At 55.8% G+C, this 15,622-nt stretch carries 14 protein-coding genes; 9 read left to right on the top strand and 5 right to left on the bottom strand.

Going from position 1 to position 15,622, the window contains the following annotated elements; translation table 11 throughout:
• Positions 1 to 39: 39 nt before the first annotated feature.
• Complete coding sequence (locus NQU42_RS05460; RefSeq protein ID WP_296609704.1) at positions 40 to 1,077, bottom strand: ABC transporter substrate-binding protein; 1,038 nt, start codon at positions 1,075 to 1,077, stop codon at positions 40 to 42.
• Between the two features lie 256 nt (positions 1,078 to 1,333).
• On the opposite strand from NQU42_RS05460, the gene NQU42_RS05455 reads away from it, so the two are divergent.
• The 5 genes from NQU42_RS05455 to NQU42_RS05435 all read left to right on the top strand — a co-directional run bounded on the left by NQU42_RS05455 (position 1,334) and on the right by NQU42_RS05435 (position 6,938).
• Positions 1,334 to 3,334, top strand: a complete 2,001-nt coding sequence (locus NQU42_RS05455; protein ID WP_366070164.1) for a putative cobaltochelatase — start codon at positions 1,334 to 1,336, stop codon at positions 3,332 to 3,334.
• 35 nt (positions 3,335 to 3,369) lie between these two features.
• A complete protein-coding gene (locus NQU42_RS05450) occupies positions 3,370 to 4,269 on the top strand; it encodes a dihydroorotate dehydrogenase (RefSeq protein ID WP_296609701.1) in 900 nt (299 codons plus the stop codon).
• Positions 4,266 to 5,039 (top strand): dihydroorotate dehydrogenase electron transfer subunit, encoded by a 774-nt coding sequence (locus NQU42_RS05445; protein WP_296609699.1) that lies wholly within the window; start codon positions 4,266 to 4,268, stop codon positions 5,037 to 5,039. Before NQU42_RS05450 ends, NQU42_RS05445 begins: the two co-directional genes overlap by 4 nt.
• A 10-nt stretch (positions 5,040 to 5,049) precedes the next feature.
• Positions 5,050 to 5,820, top strand: a complete 771-nt coding sequence (locus tag NQU42_RS05440) for a fumarylacetoacetate hydrolase family protein (protein WP_296609697.1) — start codon at positions 5,050 to 5,052, stop codon at positions 5,818 to 5,820.
• Positions 5,821 to 5,990: 170 nt separating this feature from the next.
• Entirely contained in the window at positions 5,991 to 6,938 is a 948-nt protein-coding gene (locus NQU42_RS05435; protein WP_296609695.1) for a rhodanese-like domain-containing protein, read from the top strand.
• 60 nt (positions 6,939 to 6,998) lie between these two features.
• Here the strand turns inward: NQU42_RS05435 and dapF are convergent, their stop codons facing one another.
• Complete coding sequence (gene dapF, locus NQU42_RS05430) at positions 6,999 to 7,826, bottom strand: diaminopimelate epimerase (RefSeq protein ID WP_296609693.1); 828 nt, start codon at positions 7,824 to 7,826, stop codon at positions 6,999 to 7,001.
• Positions 7,827 to 7,883: 57 nt separating this feature from the next.
• On the opposite strand from dapF, the gene hxlA reads away from it, so the two are divergent.
• The 3 genes from hxlA to NQU42_RS05415 all read left to right on the top strand — a co-directional run bounded on the left by hxlA (position 7,884) and on the right by NQU42_RS05415 (position 10,277).
• Positions 7,884 to 9,170 carry a 3-hexulose-6-phosphate synthase gene (gene hxlA, locus NQU42_RS05425; protein ID WP_296609691.1) on the top strand — a complete coding sequence of 429 codons (1,287 nt, stop codon included), beginning with the start codon at positions 7,884 to 7,886 and terminating at the stop codon, positions 9,168 to 9,170.
• A gap of 104 nt (positions 9,171 to 9,274) precedes the next feature.
• Positions 9,275 to 9,409 carry a hypothetical protein gene (locus tag NQU42_RS05420; RefSeq protein WP_296609689.1) on the top strand — a complete coding sequence of 45 codons (135 nt, stop codon included), beginning with the start codon at positions 9,275 to 9,277 and terminating at the stop codon, positions 9,407 to 9,409.
• 16 nt (positions 9,410 to 9,425) lie between these two features.
• Positions 9,426 to 10,277 (top strand): presenilin family intramembrane aspartyl protease PSH, encoded by an 852-nt coding sequence (locus NQU42_RS05415; protein ID WP_296609687.1) that lies wholly within the window; start codon positions 9,426 to 9,428, stop codon positions 10,275 to 10,277.
• A gap of 152 nt (positions 10,278 to 10,429) precedes the next feature.
• Here NQU42_RS05415 and NQU42_RS05410 read toward each other — a convergent pair whose 3' ends face one another.
• Genes NQU42_RS05410 through NQU42_RS05400 form a run of 3 tightly spaced genes read right to left on the bottom strand, consistent with a single transcriptional unit; the run spans position 10,430 to position 14,125 of the window.
• Positions 10,430 to 11,605 carry a hypothetical protein gene (locus tag NQU42_RS05410; protein WP_296609686.1) on the bottom strand — a complete coding sequence of 392 codons (1,176 nt, stop codon included), beginning with the start codon at positions 11,603 to 11,605 and terminating at the stop codon, positions 10,430 to 10,432.
• Positions 11,606 to 11,648: 43 nt separating this feature from the next.
• Positions 11,649 to 12,947 (bottom strand): alkaline phosphatase family protein, encoded by a 1,299-nt coding sequence (locus NQU42_RS05405; RefSeq protein ID WP_296609684.1) that lies wholly within the window; start codon positions 12,945 to 12,947, stop codon positions 11,649 to 11,651.
• Positions 12,947 to 14,125, bottom strand: coding sequence for a bifunctional 5,6,7,8-tetrahydromethanopterin hydro-lyase/3-hexulose-6-phosphate synthase (locus NQU42_RS05400; protein ID WP_296609682.1), 1,179 nt, complete (start codon positions 14,123 to 14,125; stop codon positions 12,947 to 12,949). The genes NQU42_RS05405 and NQU42_RS05400 overlap by 1 nt, the downstream gene beginning before the upstream one ends.
• Positions 14,126 to 14,466: 341 nt before the next feature.
• Here NQU42_RS05400 and NQU42_RS05395 point away from each other — a divergent pair.
• A partial coding sequence (locus tag NQU42_RS05395) for a hypothetical protein (protein ID WP_296609681.1) occupies positions 14,467 to 15,622 on the top strand: 1,156 nt, incomplete at its 3' end.

The raw sequence follows: 15,622 nt of genomic DNA, 5'->3' as shown, positions 1-15,622 counted from the left end.
TATAAATATATTTTTTATATGGCATCTGGCTACCGACCGTCATGCCTTTTCCATGCTTGGGTAGTGCACACCCCACATCTCCACATGGAAGTCATCTATAGTCTTGTTCATATCCACATCCTTAAATCTATCTGGATGGAGATCCATTGCCACATGCAGTAACGCCAGCGGCATGCGTGGAGAGAACGCATCGAAGAGATACGGATTCCTGATCTCGTAGACACGGCCGTTCTTCACGGCATTAATATCCTTCCAGCCCTTGAAATCCTCACCAGTCAGAATATCCTCAGGATCGAGATTCTCGTTATACCACATGTATATCACATCGGGATTGAGCTTTATAAGCATCTCCAGATTTACGACAGGATGCTCCATCATCATGGCGGTCTCGTTCTCAGAGAACTTCATCACATTGACACCACCAGCAAGCTCTATTAGATCGTTTATCCCGCTCTTAACCCCCGCTGTCCCGAGAACATCTGTCCACATCCAGTAAACCTTGGGCCTCTCGCTCTCCGGGATGCTGCTGGTCACATTGGTTGTTATGTTCATGTAATCATGCATTATTCCCTTGACCTCTGCAGCCCGCTCCATTCTGTCAGATATAACTCCCATTGTATCGACCTGGTGGATCACATCATCGATTGATCTGACGAATATCGCAAAGACCGGCACACCAAGAGTCTCCTCGATCGCTTTAATGTTGGCATCGTCAGGGGTGGTGGCCCAGAGAACCACGAGATCTGGATTCGCCTTGGCCAGGGATTCGAGATCGACACTGCCGCCTGTCACGCTGACGGTGAGCTTCTTCTCGAAGTCTGGATCGATAACCGGGAATATATCCTCAAGCAGCTTTCGCATCCATTTATCGTCCTTAAGGGCCACTATGTTCTGGGGATCTCCTACAGCATAGTATGTTTTGAGCGCGTTTTCCATCATGAAAACCACACGCTCGCTTGGGGAGTTGATCTTAACCTCCCGCCCCAGATCGTCCTTGATTGTGACCTCTCCGCAGCAGGCAGAAGATACAGCCAGCACAAGGCATAGAAGGGCCGCAACCACAGATCCTTTATGCATTTTTATCACCTGCGTCTAACTTAAATCTATTGATTTCAAAATTAGTAACATCAAGTAATATTTAATTATTATCTGATCAACGATTCTGACCACAAACAGCTTCAACCCTGCACCTGATGAGCTGCTCTGGCTCGCTCTCTGATTGATCTTTTAGCAGATTTATTTATTAATCTGTAATTTGAGATTGGTTCAACAGACTGATACTAAAAAGCTACTTATATGACATGATATGAGCAAACCTCAAAGAGGTATGAAGATGCACCATCTCAAGAGGCGTACGATTCCGTTCACATCAATCGTCGGCCAGGACATGATGAAGCTGGCCCTTGTGCTCAACGCCATTAACCCTAGAATAGGCGGCGTTCTAATAAGGGGCGACAAGGGCACCGCGAAATCGACTGCTGTTCGCGCCCTCGCAGATCTTCTCGATGAAATTCCGGTCGTTGATGGCTGCCCGTTCAACTGCAATCCCTTCAGCGAGGATGAGATGTGTGATATCTGCTACCAGAAGAGCCAGGATGGCGATCTGCAGGTTCTCATGAGAAGGATGCCCGTCGTGGACCTCCCGCTTGGGGCCACAGAGGACAGGGTCGTCGGCTCTCTGGATGTGGAGCGCGCTATAAAGGATGGGATAAAGGCGCTGGAGCCGGGGATACTTGCTGCAGCGAACAGGGGCATTCTCTACATAGACGAGGTGAACCTCCTGGACGACCATGTCGCTGATGTTCTTCTCGATGCTGCAGCCATGGGGGTGAACATCGTCGAGAGGGAGGGAGTCTCGGTTGCACATCCCTCGAGATTCATGCTCGTCGGCACGATGAACCCGGAGGAAGGTGAGCTGCGCCCGCAGCTTCTCGACCGCTTCGGCCTCCAGGTCAACGTCGAGGTGATCTCAGATGTTGATCTCAGGGTTGAGATCGCAAAGAGGGCTGAGCGGTTTGAATCCGATCCGGAGGGGTTCATCTCGGAGTGGAGCGATGAGCAGAACCTCCTGCGGGAGAGGATCCGCCGGGCGAAGCAGATGCTTCCGGGGGTTGTGATGGACGACTCCCTCCTCAGGCTCATAGCCCAGACGTGCATCGAGATGGGCGTGAGGACTCACAGAGCTGAGATAGTCACAGCCAGAACTGCCAGGACCATAGCTGCTTTTGAGGGGAGGAGCGATGTCACAGAGGAGGATGTCAGGAGAGCGATGATGCTGGCGCTGCCCCACAGGATGAGGAGCAGACCGTTCGAGCCTCCATCGATGGCCCAGGAGAAGCTCGAGCAGGCGATCGCAAAGCACCAGGAGCAGAAGCAGCAGAAACATCAGCATGAGCACCATCATGAAAGAGAGCAGGAGCGCTCTGATACCCCTGGAGGAGAGGCAAAATCGAGCTCTGATGAGAGGGTCTTCGAGATAGGCTCGCCGATAGACGTGAAGCATATCAGAGACAGCCTGAGGCGTGACAGGGTGCTGAGAAGGATGCCGAGAGGGAGAAGGGTGAGCAGCCTGAGCATGCGCAGATCCGGCAGGTACCTCAGATCGAAGCTTCCTGTGGACGGCAGAGATATCGCGTTCGATGCGACGATCAGGGCAGCCGCGCCCTACCAGCACCTTCGTGAAAGAAAGTTCGCGGTGAGCATCCTCCCCCAGGACATAAGAGAGAAGGAGAGGGTCAGAAAGACATCCGCCACAGTCCTTTTCGTCGTCGATGCGAGCGGCTCAATGGGCGCGATGAGACGGATGGAGAGCGCCAAGGGCGCTGTGCTCTCGCTCCTCATGGACTCCTACCAGAAGAGGGACAGGATAGGGATGGTTGCATTCAGGGGTAAGGATGCAGATCTGCTCCTGCCACCGTGCTCAAGCGTGGATCTCGCACTGAAACGACTCGCAGAGCTTCCGACCGGCGGGAGGACTCCGCTATCTGCAGGCCTCTCAAAGGCGCTCAGGGTCATACAGGGAGAGATTATAAAGAACAGGGAGACCAGGCCGATGATGGTGCTCATCTCCGATGGCCGGGCGAATGTATCTGTATCAGACAATCCGAAGAAGGAGATCGTTCAGCTCGCTGAGGAGGCGAGAAGGCTCGGGGTCCACACCGTGGTCATAGACACAGAGATCGTGGGATCATCATTCATGGAGATGAGGCTGGGATACTGCAGAGACCTTGCAGAGGCGGCAGGCGGCAAATACTATCCGATAACGGAAATCACGCCCGAATCCCTGAGCAGGATCGTGGAGAGCGAGCATCTGGGTCTCTTCCAGGGAGGCTGAGAAACCTTTTATCTGCGGAGGAGGATCTCCCCCGCATGTCATCCCTCTCGGGAGATGTTGGCGGCCTGAGGCTTAAAAATCCTCTGATGCTCGCGGCCGGCATTCTTGGAACTACAGGCGCATCAATGCGCAGGGTCGCGCTCGCAGGCGCAGGGGCTGTGGTGACAAAATCAATCGGGGCGGAGCCCAGGGACGGCCACCATGGGCCGACGGTTGTCAGGCTTGGCGTCGGCCTCATAAACGCGATGGGCCTCCCGAATCCGTCTTACAGGGCATTCCAGGAGGAGATCGATACCGCGAGGGGGGGCGGCGTGCCGGTGGTTGCTAGCATCTTCGGCTCATCCCCGGAGGAGTTTGCAGAGGTCGCATCTGCATTAGATGCGGATGGCTTCGAGCTGAACCTCTCGTGCCCGCATGCGAAGGGCTACGGGATGGAGATAGGCTGCGATCCCGGGAACGTCGAGGAGATCACAAGAGCTGTGAAGAGGGCTGTCAGCGTACCTGTCTGGGTCAAGCTAACACCCAATGTGACTGACATAAGAGTTCTCGGGCTTGCTGCGCAGCGCGGGGGTGCGGACGCAGTCGTCGCCATAAACACCCTGAAGGCGATGGCGATAGATGTCGAATCCGGATACCCCATACTGGGCAACGTGATCGGCGGCCTCTCAGGTCCTGCGATCAAGCCTGTTGCCCTCAGATGTGTCTACGAGCTCTCCGGCGCTCTTGAGATTCCTGTAATAGGGGTGGGCGGCGTCTCATGCTGGCAGGATGCTGTTGAGATGATCATGGCCGGAGCCGCTGGCGTCCAGATCGGAACAGCGCTCATGGGAGGGCTTGAGGTCATAGGGGATATCACGAATGGGATCTCCAGGTTCCTCGAGAGAAAGGGATGGAGCCTGGAGGATATACGCGGAATCGCACGGAGGCTGGGATGAGGTTCAGGCCGGCGAATCTTGTTATAAAAGATGTGATACGCGAGACGGCATCTGTCAGCACGATACGCTTCGACAGATCGCTCGACCCCACGCCTGGGCAGTACATCATGGTTTGGGTGAGGGGGGTGGACGAGATACCGATGAGCTTCTCCGCCCCGGACTCAATCACAGTCCACGCGGTTGGCGATGCGACGAGAGCGCTCTGCGCTCTCAGGCCGGGGGAGAGCGTGGGCAGCAGGGGCCCGCTGGGAAACGGCTTCAGGCTCATCGGCGAGAACATCCTGCTCATAGGAGGTGGGGTCGGTGTGGCCCCGCTCGCATTTCTCGGGGAGGATGCAAAGGCTAGGGGGATCGATGTGACCTCCCTGATAGGGTTCAGATGCAGGGAGGACATCATATTCCTGGATCGGTTCAGGCGGCTTGGAGATGTGATACTCACCACAGACGACGGTAGCGCCGGTATAAAGGGGAGGGCCTCAGCAGGCCTGAGCGAGATCGATCCTGAGGATTACAACCAGATATACCTCTGCGGCCCTGAGATGATGATGATCGATATAATAAGGAGATGGAGAGAGGACGCATCGAGGATCCAGGCGAGCATCAACCGGTACTTCAAATGCGCGGTGGGGATATGCGGATCATGCTGCCTTGATCCTGAGGGCATAAGGGTATGCGTGGAGGGGCCGGTGATCACCGGAGACAGGCTGCTCGAAAGCGAGTTCGGGAGGTACAGGCGCGGGCCGTCTGGGATGAGGGAGAGCTGCTACTAGAGGTTCTGTCATGATCGCGCGTTTCATATACGGGGATCGTGTGCTGAACGGTCATGTTGATGGTGACCGCATTGTATCAGATGGTGATTCATACGAGCTGAAGGATGTGAGGCTTCTCCCGCCATCGGTTCCCACAAAGGTTGTCTGTGTCGGTCTGAACTACGTGGAGCACGCGCGGGAGCTCAGGATGGCTCTTCCAGATGAGCCGATAATCTTTCTGAAGCCGCCATCAGCTGTTGTTGGCCACAACGACGACATAATCCTGCCGGAGAGGAGCAGTCGCGTCGACTACGAGGGCGAGCTTGCGGTTGTGATCTCGAAGAGATGCAGGGGGATATCGGCAGATGAGGCTGATGATTACATTCTGGGATACACATGCTTCAATGATGTCACAGCCCGCGATCTCCAGCAGAAGGACGGCCAGTGGACGAGGTCGAAGAGCTTCGATACATTCGCCCCTGTGGGGCCATGGGTGGCTCAGATGAGCGTTGAGGATGCAGAAGACCTCAGTATAGCCACCAGGGTCAATGGGGAGACGAGACAGAGGTCCAGCACCTCAGATCTCATATTCGGGGTCGCAGAGCTGATCGAGTTCGTCAGCTCGATAATGACCCTGGAGCCAGGAGACATCATAGCAACCGGCACGCCTCCAGGGGTTGGAATGCTCAAGAGCGGCGACATCGTTGAGGTTGAGATAGCGGGAATAGGCGTGCTCAGGAACCGGGCTGTTCCCCCGGCTGTGCCTCCGCGATCCCTGCGCCCACAGCATCGACCAAAATAGCCTCGACAGTCGGTGGACTCCACCCGCATTCACTGCGTCAGCACAGTGATAGTCGATAGATGACGATAGAATTGTTAACCAGATTATCGAGCTGGAGCGGAGCGTGCCTTCGCTGTTCCTCTCTAAGCTGCTGGGTAAATCTTTTATGAGATAATGCAGAGTAATTGCCAATGCGCCTGATCATATCAGTTCTCATCATGCTCCTCCTCCCAGCGCTCTTCGGCGCTCTGGCTGGCACGGAGGATGGCTCCTTCTGCCCCACATGCCCTGACTGGACGAATCTGGAGGGCTGGTACAGGCAGAAGGAGGCGTACTCGCAATCGCAGCTCCCACCCGCGCTCAGGCAGACTCCAGAGCAGAACGAGACGCTTAAGGTCAAGAGCGCAGAGAAGAGCTATGATGTCCAGGAGATCGCAGCAGACGCGGGGGATCTTGCAGGTGCAGTGCCCATCGATTCCCGCTCCCCTGAGGAGTATGCAAGGGGGCATATACCAGGGGCCAGGAACATCTGGTGGAGATCTCTGAGATCTGGAGAGTCCATAAATGCATCTGCGCTCGTCGACGCGTTGAGGGCGAATGGCGTGAACAACACAGACAGAATCGTGGTTTACGGAGAGGTGGCAGACGCATCATACCTCTTCTGGGCTCTCGAGTATATCGGCCACAGAAAAGTCAGCCTCCTGAACGGCGGAGTCGACGGATGGGTGAAGACAGGCAGAGCACTGGTTCAGAACTCCCCATCGATGCCAGCATCTGATTACAGCGAGAACATCAACGAGGATCTCCTCATAAAGCCAGAGGATCTCGAAGATCTGATCGCAGAGGCTCAGATCATAGACAGCCGGGAGAGCTTTGCAGACTTCGGCAGATCCAGGATTCGAGGAGCGATACAGATACCGGTCTCGACGGTGATCTCAGACGGGAGCGTCAAGGACGCGGCATCACTGGAATCGATATTCTCAGCCCGCGGCCTTGACAGAGGAAGAATGCAGATCGTGTACGGGGATTTGCCGGATGCGAGCATCATGTACTACTGCCTGAGGCTGATGGGCTACAGGGCCGCGCTTCTGGACGGCGACTGGAGAAGAGCCAGCGCGGTCGTGGGCAACATCAGATGAGCTTGCCACGCGACTGAGATGATTCCCATCACATCCCCGGGGTCGATAGCTCCCGTGGATCTACAGTATCTCACTGGAGATGACGCCCCTGCACACGGTCACAGCCGGGCCCTCCATGAATGAATTCTCCCCCACAAACGAAATGAGCAGCGGCCCGCCCCTTGTCCTTACCTCAACCGAATCGCCCACGAGGCCAAGCCTGCGGGCGACTGCAGCTGCTGCCACAGAGCCAGTGCCGCATGATAGCGTCTCGGCCTCGACCCCCCGCTCGAAGGTTCTGACCTCCAGATGATCCCCCACCCTCACAAAGTTCACATTCGCCCCATCAGGGAAGCATCTGCTGTGTCTGATCTTCGGGGCCATCTGCTCCACAGGAAGATCGAGATCATCGACGAATATCACAGCATGCGGGACGCCTGTGTTCACCGCAGATACCTCGAAGCCATGGATCGGCACCTTCAGGAACAGCCCCTCGCCCTCAGCGGGAATCTCAGAGCGCTCGAATCTGGGGATGCCCATCTCGACCCTTGCCCAGAATCTGCCGCGATCCCTCCTAACCTGGATGGGTATAACGCCAGCCAGAGTCTCGACAGAGAAGCTCTCACCCACATAACCGCTCTCCCACGCGTGCTTTGCGAGGCAGCGTATCCCATTTCCACACATCTCAGCCTCAGACCCATCCGGCTGGAAGAGACGCATGCCGATGTCCGCTTTTTCTGAGGGCACTAGAAAGAGAACACCATCTCCGCCCACGCCGAAGTTTCGGTGGCAGAGAATCCTGGATGCTTCTTTTTTCTCATCGGCTGGTATCCTCTCCCCGTTCAGCTCATCTATGAGTATGAAATCGTTCCCATTCCCATGAAGCTTCACGAACTCCAGCTGATCCATGTCTCCTCCATGGGACCTTCCTTTATATCCATCTTCCCAGAATGTAGCAGGGTGGTGATGGATATCAGGCCGATTCTGCAGGTTGCGCTGGATCTCCTGGAGATCGATCGGGCGGTTGAGATAGCCAAGGAGGCGATAGCTGGCGGAGCGGACTGGATCGAGGCAGGCACGCCGCTGATCAAGAGCGAGGGGATGGATGCTGTTCGCGAGCTACGGCGTTCTCTTCCCGGAGTGAGGATCGTCGCCGACATGAAGACAATAGACACAGGCGCCATGGAGGTCGAGATGGCGGCGAAGGCCGGCGCAGATATCGTGGCGCTGCTCGCGATATCCGACGATTCAACGATACAGGACGCGCTACGCGCGGCGAGGAAGTACGGAGTGGAGATAATGATAGATCTTCTCTCCACACCTGATCCGGTGAAGCGCGCGAAGGAGCTCCAGGATCTCGGGGTGGACTACATCTGCGTGCATGTGGGCATAGATCAGCAGATGATAGGTAAAAGCACCATAGATCTCCTCAGGGAGGTCGTCCAGGTCGTCAGCATTCCGGTGGCTGCAGCCGGGGGCATAGATGCGTCCTCTGGAAGAGATGCGATCTTCTACGGGGCATCGATAGTCATAGTCGGAGGCAACATAACAAGATCGGCGGATGTCACAGGCTCTGCCCGGCGGATAAGAGAGGCGATAGACCATGTCGAGGGCGCTGGCGCTTCGCGGAGGAGCCTGGAGGAGGAGATGATCTCCATATTCAGAGAGGTCTCAACGCCGAATATAACAGACGCGATGCACCGGAAGGGGGCAATGCGCGACATACTCCCGATAGTTCCGGGGACGAAGATCGTCGGCACTGCAATCACAGTTCAGACCTTCGAGGGCGACTGGGCAAAAACAGTGGAGGCCATAGATGAGGCGGGGCCTGGGAAGGTCATAGTGATCTACAACGGCAGCCGCTACATCGCGCCGTGGGGAGGGCTGGCGACGCTGAGCTGCATGCAGAAGGGCGTTGAGGGTGTCGTGATCGATGGAGCTGTCAGAGATGTTGATGAGATCCGCAGGCTCAAGTACCCTGTATTCGCCAGCTCCATAACCCCTACAGCGGGAGAGCCGAAGGGGATGGGCGAGATAAATGTGGAGATAGTCTGCGGAGGGCAGGTTGTGCGTCCAGGGGATTACATAGTTGGAGACGACTGCGGTGTAGTGGTGATACCGAAGGAGAGGGCGTATGAGATCGCGAGAAGGGCTAAGGAGGTCGAGAAGAACGAGAGCAGACTCTTCGAGGAGATACGAAGGGGAAGGACGTTATCTGAGGTCGCAAAGCTGAAGAAGTGGGAGAAGCTCTGAACCTGGCCTGCTGACCCGCGAAATCAGCTGGATGAGACAGAGTCCGGCACACTATCTGGATATGCAACACCTGAGCCCTCACACCTATTAGCAACTTTGAGGTCATGCGATCTGATTTTTGTTTAATCGCAAGGAGCGCCCCGCCGGAGCTGGATCCGAAGGCGATATCAGATGGAAGACTGGTGAATGCTGCACCCGTCAGGGAGCCGACGTGGTGGGAGAGACTTTTTAAAATATGAGCTGCATCTTTTCACCATGGGAAGACGAGCAGAGCGTCCCATGCTGGGGATGCTCCTTCTGATAATTGCGGTTCAGGTCCTCTCACTTGGCATGATGCCCGCGCTCTCGGCGAGCGAGGTTCGGGTCTTCGAGGATCCATCCGCGACGTCGAATGCCATACTCTACATCGCACTGGTGCTGATATTCACGGGATTCCTGCTTCTTGCGACGAGGCTCGGCTGGAGCTGGCTCATCTCCGGGGCGATTCAGCTCTGCCTCTTCCTGAGCGTCTTTTATGTTCTCGGCGTCTACCTGCCTGGAATGCTGGCCTTCTCGATCTCTCTCGCCCTTATGCTTGCGATGATATACTATCCAGAGTGGTACGTGGTGGACTCGCTGGGAATTCTGGTAAGTGCAGGAGTTAGCGTCTTATTCGGGATCAGCATGGAGACTCTGCCCGTGGTAGTTCTTCTTTCAATTCTTGCCGTATACGATGCGATATCTGTCTACAAAACAAAGCACATGGTCACGCTGGCCGAGAGCGTGATAAAGATCAGGGCACCTCTGCTCTTCGTCGTTCCGAAGAGCAGGAGCTACAGCTTCCGGCTGCAGGGGGCCGAGGGGAGGGGCGCGTACTTTTTGGGGCTGGGGGATGCGATAATGCCATCGGTGCTGGTCGTCTCCGCTAACTGGTCGCTTCCTGTGGGAGATGAGATCTTCGGCGTCGCCCTGCCGGCGATTGGCGCGATGCTCGGGACGTACTTGGGGTTCACGGTTCTTGCAATGACATCAGGCGAAAAACCACAGGCTGGACTGCCGTTCCTCAACGGCGGTGCTGTGATGGGATTTCTCGCAGGATGCGTGCTCTCAGGAGTGTGGCCGTTCTGAGCAAGATGCATCTGGTTTTCTGAGATAAAAATCCGGGCATTTGCGGTGTGCTGCTGTAGCCCCTAAAGAGGTTCCCGACAGTCGGTTGCGCATAGAGAGGTAATAAAATGTTGATTGGAAACAGAAACTATGCCTAAAGAGGTTCCAGAGAGTCAGTTGCGCATAGAGAGGAAACGACCCACGATCTGAAGGTCCGTCCTGCTCCTCCCACCCAGGAGATATGGAGCAGATGGCGAGCGCACCACGACTGGAAAACCCCTCCGAAACGCCTCCTCAGGTTCCGAGGTTTCAGCGACTGAGATATCGAGAGCTTCGTCGTTGATCTTCCCCACGACCTCTGATGCGATGCTGAGCCTCTCCGAGTACGCCAGATTGACGATCTCGTTGCCATCGATGCATAAAGCATCCCAGATGACGATCGATGGCCTGACCGATGATCTCCTTGAGCTCCTCCTCCGGTTGATCAACCGGATGATCTTGGAGAGATCATCTCCTGCATACATCTCGCCCTCAAGCATCGCAGACCCGCTCAGCTCTGCTTCGAGCCCACTTATGAGATGGCTGATATCCTTTCTCCTGGAGGTGAATAGCCAGGATCTCTCCTCAGATACATGGAGCTGGACCCTGATGCCTCTCCTCGCAAAACAGATGTGGTCCGATCCGGCAATGGCATCGTGCACCGATCTCACATCCACAGACGGGATCTCCATCATGATGAATGGAAAACCGGGCGTGAGCCTTATCCCGTCCAGAGCACCGGAGGATGCGGCCTCGGCCACACGCCCCATCTCCGGCAGCCTCGAGTATGCTGACCAAACCCTCTCGATATCCACCCCAAATGCTCTTGATATCGCCTTTGCGATCATCTTCGGCCCGATGCCGGATCTGATCCCCGCTGCTGTGAGCATTATGTATCTTCCCTCAAGCGGCGCTGCTGAGAGCAGGAGGCCTGTGAGCAGCGCCCTGCGCCTGCCCTCAGAACCACGCCCTTTTGACTTCATGACCCTGTTGAGCACGCTGTGGACGTGGTCGATTGTTAGAAGCGACTCGTCTATGCCTCTCTGGCGTTTGTGACGGATCGCATGCTCTGCCATCTCCCCCAGGTCGACGCCCTCGACCTCATCTGAGATCGAGAGGAGCACATCCATCACCACATCCCTTCCGGTGAGCTCCCCAGGGCTCCAGCTTGGCCTTATACTACCTGTCAGGAGCCGCACAGCTGGGCAGATCTCCTCTTGAGACAGCGATCTAAGAAGAGATGCCAGGGCGCCGATCCTGCCTCGCCCCCTGGAGCTTAGAAGCTCTGCGATTCTGGTGTATTCAGTCATAACACTCCCCATGTGACGGCAGTGACTCTACTACTGCGCGGAACTATTGGCCATCACGCCCTCTTATTCTGAGAAGCCTTACGATAACAAAGATCCCGCACGCATTTATGGTTATTATCAGGAGAGCGCCAACTAGCCATCTCGGAATAACCCCTGAGCTGGGATGGCGCAGATCCAGAGTCGTGTCATCTGAAAGCACAATGGATCTCGGATGGCCGGCGATATACAGATCGTAAGCCCCCCTCTCCAGACCCCTGAATGTGTAGCTAGAGGAGCCGGTGTCTCTTGCAACAACCGAGCCGTTTCTGTGAACCTCCACAACGCCCGGGCGCGGCAGCTCCACCCGTAGATTGTATCTCTTTCTTATCGGAAGACTCCTACCATCGCTCATCGTAAGACCATCATCTATCCCGAGCAGCGCAAGTAATGTTGGCGCGATATCTGCCTGCGACCACTTACCTCCCAGGATCACCTCATCCACGCCCGGGCCGATTGCTATCATGGGTATCCTCAGGCTCTCCAGGCGGTCCGAGTAGTTCTCTCCGGCATGCCCTCCTCTAGATCCTCTGAAGGACATGCCGTGATCCGCTGTGAGAATTAGAAGAACTCCGCGCTCCCTGCAGGCGCGAACCAGCTCTCCCAGTCCCACATCCAGGGCCCTCACGGCCCTGATGTACTCGTCGAACCCCCTGTAATGACCGGCTGAGTCGATGCCTCCGATGTTGACTGTGAGCAGAAACGGCCGGTCCAGCCTTCTCACTATGTCTGCGGCGGCATCGAGCCCCCAGCGGTTGTATCTCGGGTAGCTGGAGCTGTAAAAGCGGTACGCATGCATCCATTCCTCCAAGATCTCACGCGCATCATCTGGAAGATCGCTTCTGGATCCCATCGTCGGATCCCCGGAGAGCGAGTTGTTCTCGAAGTAGAGAACCCCATCCTGCTCCAGAAGCATGTTCATGAAGTCGCCGCGCTGGAGTATCGCAAGGCAGATGTATCCGCTATTTCGGGCTGCATCGAATATCGTGGCGCTATCCATTCCCACCAGGATCTCATCCGCACTCGAGCATCCTGTGACTATCGTGCTGTGCGCCGGAACAGTGGAGGGCACCGGAGCACGCATATCGAGGACCCTGGCGCCATCACTGATGTTGAATAGCACCGCCTGCTCAAGTGGTCTTCCCTCTACCGAGTACGGCATGTGCTCAGGGTAGATGTAGCTGGACCCGAGTCCATCGACGATGAGAAGAACGGCTCCCCTCGGCGGGGGATCCCCGCCCGGTGATATTCCATCGCTGGCGCAGATTGCTGGAGATATGAGAAGAAAAATGATCAGCGGCAGCATCAGAAGTCTGTCATGATCCTGTACTGATCGATCTCGCTCTTCTTCAGCTGGCTCAGGAACTGCTCCGTCGTATCTCTCACATCCTTTGACCGCGTTATCGCCCTGCCGACTACGATTATGTCGGCCCCAGCACGGAGCGCATCCCCGACGTTATCGACCCTGATCCCGCCAGCAACCGCAACAAGGAGCCTCTTCCCGAGAGATTTGAGCTCGGGGATGCTCTGCCACGCATGCTCGCTGTTCTCCATATCGATCGCCCTGTGGAGCTCAACAACATCAGGAAGCGTCGAAAGGCTCCTGAGGACCTCAACCGGATCGCTCACGTTGAGCATGTCCACTATTGAATATATGCCGGTCTTCCTCGCCTCCTTTATCGCAAGCTCGATCGTCTTCCTGGGCGCCAGCCCTGATATGACAACAGCATCCGCGGATGCATCCGCCGCAAGCCTGACCTCGAGATTCCCCGTGTCCAGGGTCTTCAGATCGAGTATGACAAACGACCCAGGCCTTGCCCTTCTCACCTCTTTCACGACCTGAACACCGTGCATCTTCACCAGCGGCGTGCCGATCTCTATCAGCACATGATCGCTCTCGGGGATCTCAGAGAGGACCTTTCTCACCTCGGCGAGTTCGACGATATCGAATGCTATCTGGAGATACGGCGGATCCCAGAGCCTCATGACCCTGTAGCCCATCACAGGATGTAAGGATCTATCCTTCTCGTAGAGAACCTTCTCGACATCCGGGAATCCCTCCATGGCCCTCTGTATTGCGAGCTTCGTCGCGCCGTAGTTGTACCTGTATATGGCATCGTAGTCCTTCGCATCCGGGTGTATGAAGACTGATACTATTATCACCAGCTCCTCAGCGCGCTCCTTTGGGATCACGCCCTCCTCCACCGAGTCTGCCACCGCCTTAGCCACAGCGCTCTGAGCCGGACCGAATATGATCGCTGCCTGCTCCATGTTCCTCACAGTGACCTTCGGAACTATCAGCGTCGATGGCTTGGCCGGCAGGTTCGGCCTTATGACGGAGAGAAGCGGTGTGTGGCCAGCTGATAGCTGTGTGAGCCCACTTGCAAACGCGACGCCCACCGGACCGTTCTTATCCCCGATAAGCAGATCGATGTGAGCTACCTCGGGCTCCTTCCCGATAAGAGCCTCTCCTACTAAAAACAATCCTACACCTCTCACCCTGAAGAAGGCTGCTGACGTATTAACCTTTCTGCCCGTCTGATGTTGGTGATGTTGAGCATAAAGATACAGTCGATCCGGTTCGGAGCGTTTGTTCTTGGATCCAGAGGCTCAATTCAGTAGTAAAAGCCCTCGAATCTATTCTTCATCTAACGCGCCATCTCGAGAAATACTTATATCAAATAAGTATCTCAGATACGTAAAAATGTTATGGCAATCCCGAAAACGTCAGGCTGAAAAGCTCTTGTGGCTTTGAAGATCCCGGGCTACTGGGGATATGATCTGAAAGGTAGATTTAAATGCGCTCAAAAAATAAATTGGCGGGGGTGTTTCTTCTTCTGATCGCTGCAGTGCTGCCAGCGGCAGATGCCATCTCGGTGAGCTACGCATCCAGCGGCTACAGCGGCTCGGTCTCAGTATCAGAGAGATACCAGCTCGATGACTCAACAGCTCTTGCTGAATCCACCGATCTCAGCTCCGGCTCAGTATCGCAGTCGACAAGCCTCTCGGGCGCCGGCCTGAACCTCGTATCGAAGAGCGTTTCAGGCAGCTCTTACGGCATCGAGGCTGCAGCCCAGTCCTACGGCGCTATGGGTCTATCGAGCTCGCTTAGCGCATCGGGCGCATCCGGGGAGATGGGCCAGAGCATAGCTGGCGTTGGAAATATTGCAGCTGCCACAGCAGGCACAGGCGGCTCTGACAGCGTCTGCAACATAGCCCAGGTCGAGAACGGCTACATCTCAACAAGACAATCGATCTCATCCGGCGACTCCCTCTCAGGCGCGCAGGCCACATCCATTCAGGGGGAGATCGGGGTCGTGGGGTCGATCTCAACATCAGGAGATTCTGGTATGGCCGTGACCGGTGACATCCTGGGGGAGGGGACGATCGATGCCGCTCTCCATTCATCATCCTCTTCGGTCACAGGCCAGGTATCGGTCGATGGCACAACCTGGATGGACTCACATGATATGAGCATGGTCAAGGACGGCGATTTCGGCCTCGCGGTTGAGGGGCTCAGGCTCGCGGGCGATGACATAGGGAGGTTCAGCGTGAATGCAGCGCCTGTGAGCACACAGGGCGCCAAGAAGAGCAATGTGAAGACGAATGCTGTGACTTATTACCAGAACAGCCCCCTATCGTACACAACCACAGGATGGCGATGGAACCGGAACAATCCGATTGTTCTCTATCTGAAGGCGGATAACAACCTCGCTTCTGAAGGCCTGAATTCAGATTCTGTAAAGAGTGCGATCACTGACGCTGCCAACACCTGGGATGATGTTACCTCAAGAAATCTCTTCTACGACGGCGGGGTCATCATCGATTCCAGCAAGAATGCTGACAACCCCTACGACGGATTCAATGTGCATGCCTTTAAGTACCTCTCGGACGCCCCTTCAGCACTTGCATATTCCAGGACGAGGTATGGATATCCGAGGGTTAACGGCTACTACACAGTCTACGAGTCGGATGTGAGCT

Origin of the sequence: Methanothrix sp. (assembly GCF_024518575.1) — an archaeon.
GTDB lineage: Archaea > Halobacteriota > Methanosarcinia > Methanotrichales > Methanotrichaceae > Methanothrix_B.
This window is presented reverse-complemented; position numbering and strand designations above follow the sequence as displayed.

Bases quoted from the DNA above. Each gene is read 5' to 3' on its own strand.
- NQU42_RS05415 (WP_296609687.1), top strand. From the start codon at position 9,426: ATGGGAAGACGAGCAGAGCGTCCCATGCTGGGGATGCTCCTTCTGATA.
- NQU42_RS05445 (WP_296609699.1), top strand. From the start codon at position 4,266: ATGAGGTTCAGGCCGGCGAATCTTGTTATAAAAGATGTGATACGCGAG.
- NQU42_RS05455 (WP_366070164.1), top strand. From the start codon at position 1,334: ATGCACCATCTCAAGAGGCGTACGATTCCGTTCACATCAATCGTCGGC.
- NQU42_RS05450 (WP_296609701.1), top strand. From the start codon at position 3,370: ATGTCATCCCTCTCGGGAGATGTTGGCGGCCTGAGGCTTAAAAATCCT.
- NQU42_RS05460 (WP_296609704.1), bottom strand. From the start codon at position 1,077: ATGCATAAAGGATCTGTGGTTGCGGCCCTTCTATGCCTTGTGCTGGCT.
- NQU42_RS05420 (WP_296609689.1), top strand. From the start codon at position 9,275: ATGCGATCTGATTTTTGTTTAATCGCAAGGAGCGCCCCGCCGGAGCTG.
- NQU42_RS05440 (WP_296609697.1), top strand. From the start codon at position 5,050: ATGATCGCGCGTTTCATATACGGGGATCGTGTGCTGAACGGTCATGTT.
- NQU42_RS05435 (WP_296609695.1), top strand. From the start codon at position 5,991: ATGCGCCTGATCATATCAGTTCTCATCATGCTCCTCCTCCCAGCGCTC.
- hxlA (WP_296609691.1), top strand. From the start codon at position 7,884: ATGGATATCAGGCCGATTCTGCAGGTTGCGCTGGATCTCCTGGAGATC.
- NQU42_RS05405 (WP_296609684.1), bottom strand. From the start codon at position 12,947: ATGCTGCCGCTGATCATTTTTCTTCTCATATCTCCAGCAATCTGCGCC.
- NQU42_RS05410 (WP_296609686.1), bottom strand. From the start codon at position 11,605: ATGACTGAATACACCAGAATCGCAGAGCTTCTAAGCTCCAGGGGGCGA.
- dapF (WP_296609693.1), bottom strand. From the start codon at position 7,826: ATGGATCAGCTGGAGTTCGTGAAGCTTCATGGGAATGGGAACGATTTC.